13 protein-coding genes are annotated in these 12,802 nt (G+C 65.5%); 3 read left to right on the top strand and 10 right to left on the bottom strand.

Going from position 1 to position 12,802, the window contains the following annotated elements; genetic code table 11:
* Positions 1-83: 83 nt before the first annotated feature.
* Entirely contained in the window at positions 84-497 is a 414-nt protein-coding gene (locus tag AC1D0O_RS19595) for a hypothetical protein (RefSeq protein WP_477655157.1), read from the bottom strand.
* A 153-nt stretch (positions 498-650) separates the two neighbouring features.
* Between AC1D0O_RS19595 and AC1D0O_RS19590 the strand changes: the two genes are divergently transcribed.
* Positions 651-1,487, top strand: a complete 837-nt coding sequence (locus tag AC1D0O_RS19590) for a helix-turn-helix domain-containing protein (RefSeq protein ID WP_477655288.1) — start codon at positions 651-653, stop codon at positions 1,485-1,487.
* A gap of 13 nt (positions 1,488-1,500) precedes the next feature.
* Here AC1D0O_RS19590 and AC1D0O_RS19585 read toward each other — a convergent pair whose 3' ends face one another.
* The 4 genes from AC1D0O_RS19585 to AC1D0O_RS19570 all read right to left on the bottom strand — a co-directional run bounded on the left by AC1D0O_RS19585 (position 1,501) and on the right by AC1D0O_RS19570 (position 5,818).
* A complete protein-coding gene (locus AC1D0O_RS19585; protein ID WP_477655156.1) occupies positions 1,501-1,863 on the bottom strand; it encodes a DUF1428 domain-containing protein in 363 nt (120 codons plus the stop codon).
* 200 nt (positions 1,864-2,063) lie between these two features.
* Positions 2,064-3,164: an ABC transporter ATP-binding protein gene (locus AC1D0O_RS19580; protein WP_477655155.1), complete on the bottom strand. Its 1,101-nt coding sequence runs from the start codon at positions 3,162-3,164 to the stop codon at positions 2,064-2,066.
* 4 nt (positions 3,165-3,168) lie between these two features.
* A complete protein-coding gene (locus AC1D0O_RS19575; RefSeq protein ID WP_477655154.1) occupies positions 3,169-4,758 on the bottom strand; it encodes an ABC transporter permease in 1,590 nt (529 codons plus the stop codon).
* A 34-nt stretch (positions 4,759-4,792) separates the two neighbouring features.
* Complete coding sequence (locus tag AC1D0O_RS19570; RefSeq protein ID WP_477655153.1) at positions 4,793-5,818, bottom strand: iron ABC transporter substrate-binding protein; 1,026 nt, start codon at positions 5,816-5,818, stop codon at positions 4,793-4,795.
* Between the two features lie 326 nt (positions 5,819-6,144).
* On the opposite strand from AC1D0O_RS19570, the gene AC1D0O_RS19565 reads away from it, so the two are divergent.
* Together AC1D0O_RS19565 and AC1D0O_RS19560 are read left to right on the top strand one after the other, a co-directional pair.
* A complete protein-coding gene (locus AC1D0O_RS19565; protein ID WP_477655152.1) occupies positions 6,145-6,648 on the top strand; it encodes a pyridoxamine 5'-phosphate oxidase family protein in 504 nt (167 codons plus the stop codon).
* A 16-nt stretch (positions 6,649-6,664) separates the two neighbouring features.
* On the top strand, positions 6,665-7,039 hold the full coding sequence (locus AC1D0O_RS19560) for a hypothetical protein (protein ID WP_477655151.1): 375 nt from the start codon (positions 6,665-6,667) through the stop codon (positions 7,037-7,039).
* A gap of 39 nt (positions 7,040-7,078) precedes the next feature.
* Here AC1D0O_RS19560 and AC1D0O_RS19555 read toward each other — a convergent pair whose 3' ends face one another.
* The 5 genes from AC1D0O_RS19555 to tam all read right to left on the bottom strand — a co-directional run bounded on the left by AC1D0O_RS19555 (position 7,079) and on the right by tam (position 12,761).
* The gene (locus AC1D0O_RS19555; RefSeq protein WP_477655150.1) at positions 7,079-7,576 is read right to left on the bottom strand and encodes a BON domain-containing protein; all 498 of its coding nucleotides are present in this window, start codon (positions 7,574-7,576) and stop codon (positions 7,079-7,081) included.
* A gap of 55 nt (positions 7,577-7,631) precedes the next feature.
* Positions 7,632-10,247 carry a bifunctional aconitate hydratase 2/2-methylisocitrate dehydratase gene (locus AC1D0O_RS19550; protein WP_477655149.1) on the bottom strand — a complete coding sequence of 872 codons (2,616 nt, stop codon included), beginning with the start codon at positions 10,245-10,247 and terminating at the stop codon, positions 7,632-7,634.
* Positions 10,248-10,312: 65 nt separating this feature from the next.
* Positions 10,313-10,939 carry a hypothetical protein gene (locus AC1D0O_RS19545; RefSeq protein ID WP_477655148.1) on the bottom strand — a complete coding sequence of 209 codons (627 nt, stop codon included), beginning with the start codon at positions 10,937-10,939 and terminating at the stop codon, positions 10,313-10,315.
* A 38-nt stretch (positions 10,940-10,977) separates the two neighbouring features.
* The gene (locus AC1D0O_RS19540) at positions 10,978-11,979 is read right to left on the bottom strand and encodes an HpcH/HpaI aldolase/citrate lyase family protein (protein WP_477655147.1); all 1,002 of its coding nucleotides are present in this window, start codon (positions 11,977-11,979) and stop codon (positions 10,978-10,980) included.
* Positions 11,976-12,761, bottom strand: a complete 786-nt coding sequence (gene tam / locus AC1D0O_RS19535) for a trans-aconitate 2-methyltransferase (RefSeq protein WP_477655146.1) — start codon at positions 12,759-12,761, stop codon at positions 11,976-11,978. The genes AC1D0O_RS19540 and tam overlap by 4 nt, the downstream gene beginning before the upstream one ends.
* Between the last annotated feature and the right edge of the window lie 41 nt (positions 12,762-12,802).

Below are 12,802 nucleotides of genomic sequence, written 5' to 3'. Positions count from 1 at the left end.
CTGCGGCCCCGTGGGGGCCCGCGCCCGCATACCCTGCCCGCCTACCCAGGCTTGTGCCGGTCTTGCGCGCTTCTGGTGCGTTCTTACCAGGCCGGCTGTGGCGCCGCACGGCGCATGCCGAAGTACTGCAACTCCGCCAGCACCGCCACCGTCAGCGCTTGCATCACCACATAAGCCACGCCCAGCATAGAGGGCGACACGCGGCCGCTGACCAGCAGCAGCACGCAGGCCAGCGCCCAACCGACATTGCCTGCCACCAAGGCCCAGATGACGCCGCGCGGCAAAGGATTACGCGTTGAAACAAAAGCAACGGCCGCCGCATAGGCCAGCAGGAACTCGCCGGTATAGGCGATGAGGCCCTCGGGCAGGTTCAAGAGGCGCGCCATCGCGGCCGGAAAGGCGACTTGCAGCACGCCGCAGGCAATGCACGACAGCGCGTCCACACGCAGCACATTGCGCAGAAAGTTGGGGGAAGACAGGATGGAATTCGAAGACATGGCAAAACTCCTGAAAGTAGCAGCCGGTGATGTTGGTCAACGCGCCGGGCCGCCGGATCGGTGCGCATGGAGGTCATCATTCCCGTGCGGCAGCGGCCCGTCGATAACCTGGCAGGTAATGGAAACCTGCCCGCATGGCTTTACGATGGCGCCATGACCGCCAGCACCCACCACCCCAGCCGCCCCGCGCCGCGAAATGCGCCCCAGCCTTTTGGCGACCACCTGCGCCACTGGCGCCAGCACCGGCGCCTGAGCCAGCTGGACCTGGCCCATGAGGCCGACATTTCGACGCGCCACCTGAGTTTTGTGGAAACCGGGCGCTCGGTACCCAGCCGCGAGATGGTGCTGCGGCTGTCAGAGCGGCTGGACATTCCGCTGCGCGAGCGCAATGCGCTGCTGGTCGCGGCCGGCTATGCGCCCATGTACCGCGAACGGCCGCTGGACGACCCTGCCCTGGCCTCAGCCCGGCAGGCGGTGGAGCTGCTGCTCAAAAGCCATGAGCCCTACCCGGCCCTGGCGGTGGACCGGCACTGGAACCTGGTGGCCGCCAACCGCATGGTGCCGCACCTGATGGAGGGCGCCGATGCCTCGCTGCTGCAGGGCCCGGTGAATGTGTTGCGCTTAAGCCTGCACCCCAAGGGCCTGGCGCCGCGCATCGGCAACCTGCCGCAGTGGCGCGCGCATATATTTGAGCGCCTGCGCCAGCAGGTCGCGGCGACGGCCGACGCGGTGCTGGCCGCCCTGCTCGAAGAACTCAAGGCCTACCCCCTGCCTGAGGAAGCGAAAAACGAACACCTCGAAGGCGAACACCCGGGCGTGCTCATGCCCTTCCTGTTCAAGACACCGGCCGGCATGCTGAGTTTCATCAGCACCACCACCATCTTCGGCACGCCGGTGGACGTGACGCTGCAGGAACTCGCGATGGAGACCTTTTTCCCGGCCGATGATTTCACGCGTCAGGCGTTGCTGGCGCTGGCGGCGCAGGCCTAGACGTCAGCAGCCTTCACAACTCGACGATTGTCTTGAAGCCGCCAAAAATCATCCGCTTCCCGTCAAAGGGAAGGTTCTTCGGGTCCATCATGGCTTCGAGGCGGGGGTCGGACATGACCTTTTTGTTGACGCTGTCGCGCTGCTTGCGCGATCTGTAGGTGATCCATGAGAACACCACCACTTCATCCTTCTTGAGCTTGACGCTTTGCGGAAAGGAGGTGAGCTTGCCGGGTTTCACATCGTCGGCGATGCATTCGGTGTATTCGATCGCGCCGTACTCTTTCCAGATCTTGCCAGCCTTGCGGGACAGCTTGCGGTAGGCCTCCACTTTCTTGGTGGGAACGGCGACGATGAATCCATCTACGTAGCGGGCCATAAAGAAATCTCCTTGTTTGAGGGGTCGGTGAAAAGCGGATGCAACACAGCAAAGCAGCAGAAGCCGAGGATTCACCACATCTTGTGTACACCGTACACAATATACCGAAAAACAGCAAATCTCTCTCTGGAAAAAGTAACAAAACTTGCTGCCTTCCGGGCGAGACGGCGCCGCCCGCGAAGCGCCACCAGCGACCGGGCTCAGGCGCTGAAGACGTGCGCCTGGCCGGCCACCGTGATGCGCACCATGGCTCCCAGCGCCGGCGCATGCATGCCCGCGCTGTGCACCAGCAAAGGCTCATCCCAGCCAGTTGACGGCGCGGTCATGGCCGCACCGGTGCCGCGCACCAGGCGCACCGACAACACACAGACCGAGCCGCCGAAATCGGTGTCGGTGACCGCGCCGTAGCAGGCCTCGCCTTGCGAGCCCTGCGCCGCCGCTTCGGCCGGCACCTCCGCCACCTGCAGCTGCTCGGGCCGCAGCATGATCTGCGCCGCGCCTTGGCGCCCGCTGTCGTTGACGGCGATGCGTCCCAGTGCGCAGTCGGCCCAGCCGTCGGCCAGTTGCGCGGGCAGCACGATGCTGTCGCCCAGGAAGCCGGCCACAGCCGCATCGCGCGGCCGCAAATACAGGTCCAGCGGGCGGCCGGCCTGCACCAGCAGCCCGCCGCGCATCACGGCCACCTGGTCGGCGAACGACAAGGCCTCGGCCTGGTCGTGCGTGACGAGGATGGTGGTGATGCCCGCCGCGCCCAGCAATTGCGCCACGGCCTTGCGGGTGCTGGCGCGCAGGCCGGTGTCGAGTGCCGAGAAAGGTTCGTCCAGCAGCATCAGCTTCGGTCGTTGCGCCAGAGCCCGCGCCAGCGCCACACGCTGCTGCTGGCCGCCCGAAAGCTCGTGCGGGCGGCGCGCCAGCATGGCCGTGTCCAGCGCGACCATGTCCATCAGCTCGGCGATGCGTTCTGCGCGCTGGGGCGTGTTGCGCGGCAGGCCGAAGCCGACGTTGCCTTCAATCGTGAGGTGCGGAAACAGCGCACCGTCTTGCGGCACATAGCCTATGCCGCGTTCGTGCGCTGGCACGGCATCGGGCCCGTCGGCGAGTTGGCGCCCCCCCAGGGTAACGCGGCCCGCGTCCGGCGCTTCAAAGCCGGCGATGATGCGCAGCAGCGTGGTCTTGCCCGAGCCGGAAGGGCCGACGATGGCGGTGCGGCTGCCGGGCGCGACGCTCAGGTCCACGCCGCCCAGGGCCTGAACGGCGCCGTAGTGTTTGCGGATGGCTTGCAGTTCCAGAGAGGTCGTCATCGCGTCATCGTCCCGCCGTGCGTTTGGATTGGTGGTAGAGCAGCCAGGTCATGGGCAGCGAGAGCAGCACCATGATGAGCGCATAGGGCGCGGCAGCGGCGTAGTCGATCTCGCTGCTGTAGGCCCAGAAGGAAGTCGCCAGGGTGCGCGTGCCGTTGGGCGCGAGCATCAGCGTGGCGGTGAGTTCGTTGGTGATGCCCAGGCCGACCAGCGCCGCGCCGGCCGCCGCGCTGGGCGCGGCCAGCCGCATCGTGATGGCCCACAGCGCCTGCGCGGGCGTGCGGCCCAGGCTGCGCGCGGCCTGCTCCAGTTCAACCGGCGCCTGCGCGATGCCGGCGCGCAGGCTGATGAGCGCGCGCGGCAAAAACATCAGCAGATAGGCCAGCAGCACCGTGAGCGCGGTCTGGTAAATCGGCAGGCGCACGGTCACCGTAACAAGCGCCAGCGCCACCACCACGCCGGGCAGCGAGCCGACCATGTAGTTGCAGGCCTCGAGCACACGCTGCAGCCGGCCCGGCGAGCGTATCGACAGCCAGGCCATGGGCACGGCGGCCAGCGTGGTCAGCAGCGCACCGGCCAGCGCGAGCGCCAGGGTCTGGAAAAGCGACGGGCCGAGTTCATCAAAGCGCCACACAGCCGCACCGCCCGCCACCAGCCAGCGTCCCAGCGTGGCCAGCGGCACGCCCAGTGCCAGCACGCTGAGCAGCGCGGGCAGGAACAGGCCGAGCGCGGTGAAGCGGCCCAGGCTGCGCTTCAAAGGCATGCGCGCCGCGCCGGCGCCTACGCGCGCATAACGCTCCTTGCCGCGCGCGGCCGATTCCAGCCCCAGCAGCGCGAAGCAGCAGACCACCAGCACGCCCGACAGCATGTTGGCGGCGGGGCCGTTGTAGGTGGACTGGAACTGGTCGACGATGGCCGTGGTGAAGGTGTCGAAGCGGATCATCACGTAGAGGCCGTATTCGGCCAGCAGGTGCAGCCCCACCAGCAGCGAGCCACCGCACACCGCCAGCCGCAGTTGCGGCAGCACCACACGGAAAAACACCGCCCAGGGGCTCAGGCCCAGCGAGGCGGCGCTGTCTTCCATGCCCGGGTCGAGGCGCCGCAGGGCCGCGGCCACCGGCAAATACAGGAAAGGGAAATAGGCGATCACCGAGACCATCACGCCGGCCGCCAGGCCGTGCAGCCCGGGCGCCACCGTCATCCACGCATAGCTGTGCACAAAAGCCGGCACCGCCAGCGGCGCGACCGCCAGCCAGGCCCAGGTGCGCGCGCCGGGCAGGTCGCTGCGCTCGGTGAGCCAGGCCAGGGCCACGGACACCACGATGCACAGCGGCACGGTGAGCGCCACCAGCAGCGCGGTGTTGACCAGCAGTTCGCCGACGCGCGGCCGGAAGATCAGGGCCGAGGCGGTATCCCAGCCGGTCTGGACGCCGACCCAGAGCACAAAGCCCAGCGGCAGCAAAGCCAGCAGCGAAACCACGAGGGCCGCGCCACCCACCCAGGACAGGCGCCAGCCGCTATGCCCTGCCGCCGCAGCAGCCGGGAAAGGCCGCAGCACGGCGTCGGCGCCGGCATCAAGGGGCAAGGCACTCAAGGGAAGGTATCCGATCCGCGGGCTTGAAAGCGGTTTACAGCAGGCCGGCCTGGGTCATCAGGTCGGTGACCTTTTTGCTGTTGAGTTTGGACGGCTCGACCTTGGGCGCCTGCAGTTCGGCCAACGGCACCAGCTTGGGGTTGGATTGCGCGCCGGTACCGACGGCGTATTCATAGGCGTCGCCGGTCTTCAAAATTTCCTGGCCGCCCTTGCCGGCGATCCACTTCACGAAAGCCTGGGCTTCGGGCTGGTGCTTGCTCGAGGCCAGCACGCCGCCGCCGGAAATGCTGACGAAAGCGCCAGCATCCTGGTTGCGGAAGTAATGCAGCTGGGTATTGCTGCTGTTCTCGCCGGTCTTGGCCTGGTCGCCGTAGTAGTAATAGTGGTAGATAACCCCGCCCTCGATCTGGCCGGCGTTGACGGCCTTGAGCACCGTGCCGTTGCCCTTGTAAGGTGTGGCGTTTTCCTTCATGGCCTTGAGCCAGGCGGCGGTGGCGGCCTCGCCCTTGAGTTCAAGCAGCGCGCTCACGATGGCCTGGAAGTCGGCGCCGGAAGGCGACGCGGCCCAGCGGCCCTTCCAGGCGGGCGTGGCCAGGTCCAGCATGGACTTGGGCAGTTGCGCTGGTGTGAGCTTGGCCTTGTTGTAGACAAATACCGTGCTGCGCGCGGCGATGCCGGTCCAGCGGCCATGCTCGGGACGGAAGTTGGCAGGCACTTCAGACAAGGTGGCCGCATCCAGCGGGGCAAACAGCCCTGCCATATCGACCAGCGCCATGGCGGGAGAGTTTTCGGTCAGGAACACGTCGGCGGGCGAGGCTTTGCCTTCCTGCACGATCTGGTTGCCCAGCTCGGTATCGCTGCCGTTGCGCAAGGTGACCTTGATGCCGGTTTCCTTGCTGAAGGCATCGGCCCAGGCCTTGGTCAGGCTGGCGTGCTGGGCGTTGTAGACCACGATGCCCTCGGGGGTCGGTTTGACGGCTTGCGCTGTGGCAACCAGCGGAGCGGCCAGGAGGCCGGCGGCCAGCGCGGCGCCGGCAAGGGAGAAGGACAACAATTTCATGGAACACCTTTACAAAAGAAGCGGGCACGCAGGGGACCGGGTCGGCAGGCGAAAAGACGAAAAGGCGGAAAAACAGTCATGTCTTGCGCCGCGCCTGTAAGGAACCAGTCATGCAAATGCGAATTACTCTCATCTATATGGTAACCGCTCCGCCATTTGGTTCCGCGGTAGGGCAATGGTTTACATAAGCGGCGTGAGCAAGCCGGAGCTGTCGGCACTAGCTGACAGCTGTCCGGGCCGCTGGCCGATGAGCGGCATGCAGCCTGATGCCTAGCCTTGAAGCATCCACCCATGCACATCGATACACATCCATTCAGGGAGCTTTCATGAGCACAGCCAAATCAGACCACGACACCCTCTGGGCCCTGATCAAGGACATCAAGTACGGCATGCTCACGCACCGCCACGCCAACGGCATGCTGCACGCCCATCCGCTGACCACGCAGAACCGCGCCATCGACGAAGGCGCGCGGCTGTACTTTTTCATCTCGCGCAAAAGCGAGCTGGCCCAGCGCCTGCAGCAGGACGGCAATGTCAATGTGTCGTATGCGGACCCGGGTGACGACAGCTATGTGTCGCTGTCAGGCCAGGCTCTGGTTGCCGAAGACCAAGCCAAAAAGGAAGAACTCTGGTCGCCGGCGGCACGGGCCTGGTTTCCGGCCGGCGTGAACGACCCGGACCTGGCCTTGCTGGAAGTGCATATCCACCACGCGGAATACTGGGACGTGAAGGAAAGCAAGATGGTGCAGCTGGCCAAGATGGCGAAGGCCGCGCTCACCGGAGACACGCCGCCCAGGTTGGGCGAACACAAAGAACTGCACTTGTCCTGAACCGGCGCGAGGTCCCATGCCCTTCATCTCATTCAACAAATCCACCGAACCGGCCGCACCGGACGACCTGCGCATCAACACCACCGCGGTGCTGTACGTGGAGGCCTCGCCTCCCGACCTGGTCGGCCAGACCACCATCCACATGCTGGGCCAGGGGACGACCGTCAATGCCGTCACCGAATCGGTAGGCACCGTGGTCACCAGCATAGGCAATCTGGTGGGCCTCAGGCGCCACTACCTGGCGCCGCCGCCCGACACCGGCGCGAGCACGGTCTATGTGCAGGCGTCCAACGTGAGTTATATGCGCCCCAACCTGCCGCTGTCGCCGGAGTTCTGGTACTTGACCTTTGTCGACGGTTCGGAATTGCGGGTGGTCGAGCCTCTGCCCTAGACACCCCAGGGCGCTTCGGACTGGCGCCGTGCCACGCCCTTATTTCTGTGCGGGCACATAACGCACGGGCTCATCGCCCACGCGCAGGTAGTTCACCACCCCCATCACGTCGTCGACCAGCCAGACGGCTTTTTCGAGCGCCTCCGACTGCTCGCGTGTCTTGACGCAGCCTTTCAAAAAAACCAGCCGGCGCTCGCCTTGCACCCAGACGCTGGTGTCGTCGAAGCGGCCGTCCAGCTTGATGTACTGCGAGACACGCGGAATGATCTCCTGGTCGTACCAATAGGAGTTGGCCAGCCGGCAGCGCCCCACGCGGTAGCAGCTGCCGCCGTGCTGCGCCCGGACATGGGCCACGTCACGCACTTCCTGCTCGGTGTAAAGCGGCCCCTCGGGAACAGGGCACTGGGCGATGGCCGAGGTGACCTGGAGGAAGGGGTCATTGAAGGCGTTGGTGCGCAGCTCCTGGGCGCCGGCACTGGTAGTGGTTGCCGAAAAAAGAACAAAAAAAAGGAAGGAGAGAAGTGACGGTTTCATCATCACTTCATCCTTCCATTTCACCTTACGGCTGTCAAGCCGCAGGCAGGGTGTCCACTTAGGCCGGCACGCCGTCCTTCACCGTATCGGCCATGTCGGTGTAATCCTTGACCTGGTCGAAATTGAGGTACTGGTAAATCTGCGCGCTGGCAGCCGTCAGCACGCCCATGTCGGCCATGTATTCGGCCTTGGTGGGGATGCGGCCCAGCTTGGAGCAGATCGCGGCCAGCTCGGCGGAGCCGAGGTAGACGTTGGAGTTCTTGCCCAGGCGGTTCGGGAAATTACGGGTGGAGGTGGAGAACACCGTCGCGCCCTCTTTCACCTGCGCCTGGTTGCCCATGCACAGGCTGCAGCCGGGCATTTCCATGCGCGCGCCGGCGGAACCGAGCACGCCGTAGTGGCCCTCTTCCGTGAGCTGTTTGGCGTCCATCTTGGTCGGCGGCGCCATCCACAGCTTGACGGGGATGTCGCGCTTGTTCTCGAGCAGCTTGGAGGCCGCGCGGAAGTGGCCGATGTTGGTCATGCAGCTGCCGATGAAGACTTCGTCAATCTTGCTGCCGGCCACTTCGCTGAGCGTCTTCACGTCGTCAGGGTCGTTCGGGCAGGCCACGATGGGCTCGTGGATGTCGGCCAGGTCGATTTCGATGACGGCGGCGTATTCGGCGTCGGCATCGCCCTTGAGCAGCTGCGGGTCGGCCAGCCAGGCTTCCATGGCGGCGATGCGGCGCTTGATGGTGCGCACGTCCGAGTAACCCGTCGCGATCATCCACTTCAGCATCGTAATGTTGCTGTTGATGTACTCGATGATGGGTTCCTTGTTCAGGTGCACCGTGCAGCCGCCGGCGGAACGCTCGGCGGAGGCATCGGAGAGCTCGAACGCCTGTTCCACCTTGAGGTCTGGCAGGCCTTCGATTTCCAGGATGCGGCCCGAGAAGATGTTCTTCTTGCCCTGCTTGGCAACCGTCAGCAGGCCGGCCTTGATGGCGTACAGCGGGATCGCGTTGACCAGGTCACGCAGCGTGATGCCGGGCTGCATTTCACCCTTGAAGCGCACCAGCACCGATTCGGGCATGTCCAGCGGCATGACGCCGGTGGCGGCGCCGAAGGCCACCAGGCCGGAGCCCGCGGGGAAGCTGATGCCGATGGGGAAACGCGTGTGGCTGTCGCCGCCGGTGCCCACGGTGTCGGGCAGCAGCATGCGGTTGAGCCAGCTGTGGATGATGCCATCGCCGGGACGCAGCGAAATGCCGCCGCGCGTGCTGATGAAATCAGGCAGCTCGTGGTGCATCTTCACGTCGACGGGCTTGGGATAAGCCGCCGTGTGGCAGAAGGACTGCATGACCAGGTCGGAGCTGAAGCCCAGGCAGGCCAGATCTTTCAGTTCGTCGCGCGTCATCGGGCCGGTGGTGTCCTGCGAACCAACCGAGGTCATCTTCGGTTCGCAATAGGTGCCGGGGCGCACGCCCTGGCCTTCCGGCAGGCCGACCGCGCGGCCGACCATTTTTTGCGCCAGCGTGAAGCCGCGGCCGTTGTCGGCCGGGTTCTGCGGCAGACGGAACTGGGTGGACAGGGGCAGGCCCAGCGCGAAGCGCGCCTTGGCGGTCAGGCCGCGGCCGACGATCAGCGGAATGCGGCCGCCGGCGCGCACTTCGTCGAACAGCACGTCGCTCTTGAGCTTGAACTCGGCGATCACCTTGCCGTCCTTGAGCGCCTTGCCGTCGTAGGGACGCAGTTCGATCACGTCGCCCATGGCCATCTGGCTCACGTCGAGTTCGATCGGCAGCGCGCCGGAGTCTTCCATGGTGTTGTAGAAAATCGGGGCGATCTTGCCGCCCAGACAGACACCGCCGAAGCGCTTGTTGGGCACAAAAGGAATGTCCTGGCCCGTCCACCACAGCACCGAGTTGGTGGCCGACTTGCGCGAAGAACCGGTGCCGACCACGTCGCCCACATAGGCCACGAGGTTGCCCTTGGCCTTGAGTTCTTCAATGAACTTGACCGGGCCGCGCTTGCCGTCTTCCTCGGGCGTGACGCCGGGGCGCGCGTTCTTGTGCATGGCGATGGCATGCAGCGGGATGTCGGGGCGGCTCCAGGCGTCGGGCGCGGGGGAAAGGTCGTCGGTGTTGATTTCACCGGCCACCTTGAAGACCGTCAGCTTGATGGACTCGGGGACTTCGGGGCGGCTGGTGAACCATTCGGCATCGGCCCAGCTTTGCAGCACGGCCTTGGCGTACTTGTTGCCCTTCTCGGCCTTTTCCTGGACGTCGTGGAACTGGTCGAACATCAGCAGGGTGTTTTTCAGGCCGCTGGCGGCTTGCGTGGCGACGCTGTCTTCAGCGTCGTCGAGCAGCGCGACCATGGGGCTGATGTTGTAGCCGCCCAGCATGGTGCCCAGCAGCTGCGTGGCTTTTTCACGCGAGATCAGCGTGCATTTTTCCGTACCATGGGCCACGGCCGCCAGATAGCTGGCCTTGACCTTGGCGGCGTCGTCAACGCCGGCCGGAACGCGGTGGGTGATGAGTTCGACCAGGAAGGCTTCCTCGCCCTTGGGCGGATTCTTCAGCAGCTCGATGACTTCGCCGGTCTGCTTGGCGGACAGCGGCAGCGGCGGGATGCCGGTGACGGCGCGCTCGGCGACGTGGGCGCGGTAGGTTTGCAAGAAGTCGGACATCATGGTTTTTTTCTCCTGTACTCAAAAATTTGCACGGTCGATGCGCGTGCGGTCGTGGTCTGTGTCTGTTATTGGGTTTTGGCCGGGGCAGTTTCTGGCTGAGCAGAACCCGTGCCAGCCTGAGCTGGCGCAGCTTTGGCGGCAGGCAAGGCCTCCAGAATGCTGGTCGGGGGGTTCTTCTTCATGTCGTCGGCAAAAGTCACCTGCGCCGGGCTCATGCACTCGTCAGCCAGGCGCTGGCCCAATTTCTGGCTCATCAGCATCGACTTGTTGCCCAACTGGAGCCACATGGCGCCTGCACGGCCGTCTTCCAGGCGGATGGCGCCGGTGCGGCTTCCGACCGGGTGCATGCGAAAACGCATCTTGCCCGTCTGCACCAGGAAGAAGCCCGGGCGTTTTTCGTTCGGCGTGATGGTGACGGAGGCGCCCAGTTCGCAGGGAATCGTGCCGATGTAAACCCGCTTGGCGAGCTCCAGGTCTTCAGCGGTCAAGGTGACCGACAGGTCATCGTCAATGGGCGTCCTTTCTTCCACCACCTTGGCGGCAGAGCGCCTGATCGGTGCGCGCTTGGCGGCCTGGACAGGCTGGTCAGCTGCGGCCGCAGCCTTGGGTGCGGCGGCTTTAGGGGCCGCCGTCTGGGCCAGCAACAGGGCCGGGGCGGCCAGCATCAAGGCAGAGAGAGCGAAATGTTTCATGAGGGTCCTTTGGAACGGTCAACAGTCAATCGGGAAAATCAGTGAAGCGGGACAGAAAAATACGCCTGCGCCTCGTGCGGTAAGACACGGCCGGTCTGGTGCGCGCGCTCCAGGACCTGCCAGAAGTAACGGTAGCTCGCGCGGTCGTGCAGCTTTCCTTCAAAGTTGATAGGCGCCCAGTCGGCAAGGGCGGCGGCGGTAATTATTTTGGTAGCGTCCTCAATCTCGCCTTCGCCGGGTGCGAAGGCCTCCAGGATGGGGCGGATCTGGTTCGGGTGGATGCTCCACATCCGGGTGTAGCCCAGTTCGCGGGCGGCATGGCGTGCGGCGGCGGTCATGACCTCAATGTCGCTGAATTCCGTGACAACACAATGTGAGGGCACCTTGCCGTGGGCGTGGCAGGCCGAGGCGATTTCGAGCTTGGCGCGCAGCACCAGCGGGTGCGTGAACTGGCCCCGGCTGCTCATGCCGTCGGCGGGAATCGCGCCCGCATGCGCCGACACAAAATCCATGAGCCCGAAGCTCAGCGACTGCACGCGCGGGTGCGCCGCGATCTCAAAGGCATTGCGCACCGCCAGCGGCGATTCGATCAGCACGTGCAGTGGCAAATCCCCGGCGCAAGCGGCCAGCAGCGCCTGCTCGGCGCGCAGCACGTCGGCCAGCGATTCGACCTTGGGAACCATGATGTGCGAAAGGTGACGCGCCAGCTTGCCGGCGATCACGGCCATGTCGGACTCAAAGGCCGGATGGTCCACCGCGTGCACGCGCACGGCGACGCGGGCCTTGTCGCCGGCCAGTGCCGCCAACGCCACCACCATGGCCGCGTGCTCGGCCTCGCCGCCCACGGGCGCGCCGTCTTCGCAGTCCAGGGTCACGTCAAACACGCAGGCGCCGAACTCCTCGATCATCTCGGCCTGCAGCTGCAGACTTTTGCGCATGCGCGCTTCGACGCCGCTGTAGTGGTCGCAGACCGGCAGCGTCATGGCGCCGGCCTGGGCGCCGAGCAGCACTTGCGCGGGATGAAGGGCGGTGGCGCTCATGGCTTGCGTTGGGCGACGATGAACATGCGCGGGAAAGCCAGCAACAGCTTGCCGTCGCTTCGTGGCGGGTAAGCCTGGGCAACACGGCGTTCGTATTCGGCGAGGTAACTCGCTTGTAATTCCGGAGGGAGGCGATCCACGAAGGGCTTGAGGCCCGTCGCGCGCACCCATTCGACAATCGCGGCGGCCGAAGCCATGGGGTGCTGGTAGGCCGTGCGCCAGACATCGACGTGCGCGGCCTCGGCGGCCAGCAGGTCGTAATAGCGGTCTATGGAAAACAGCTCGGTGCGCAGCTTCGAATAGTCGCCGATCGCTTCGGTCCACGGCGCCTCGGAAGCCAGCTCGCGCATCAGGCGATGTGTAGGCTCGTCGCGGTTGTCGGGCATCTGAATGGCCAGCACGCCGCCGGGCGCCAAGGCGGCGAACAGCCGCGGGACCAGCCTGGCGTGGTCGGGCACCCATTGCAGGGCCGCATTCGCGTAGATGAGCTGGGGTGCGGCATCGCCGGATGCGGCTTGCCAATCGGCGATATCGCTCAACTCGAAATGCGCGGCCGGCAAGCGCTTGCGCGCGCTGGCCAGCATGGCTTCGGAATTGTCGGTCCCCGTGACCACGGCGCCCGGAAAACGGCGGACCAGCAACTCGGTGGAGTTGCCCGGCCCGCAGCCCAGGTCGAACACCCGGGCCGCCTGCCCCAGCGGCACCCGCGCCAGCAGTTCCTGGGCCGGGCGCGTGCGCTCGTCCTCATAGCGGCTGTAGAGTGCGGGATTCCAGTCGCTCATGGACGAGGACAGCGGTGTGCGGGCAAGGTGCTGGGCGGCCT

This window comes from Polaromonas sp. P1_F2 (assembly GCF_056405735.1).
Note: the sequence above shows the minus strand (reverse complement) of the source record. Positions and strands in the feature narration are given on the sequence as shown.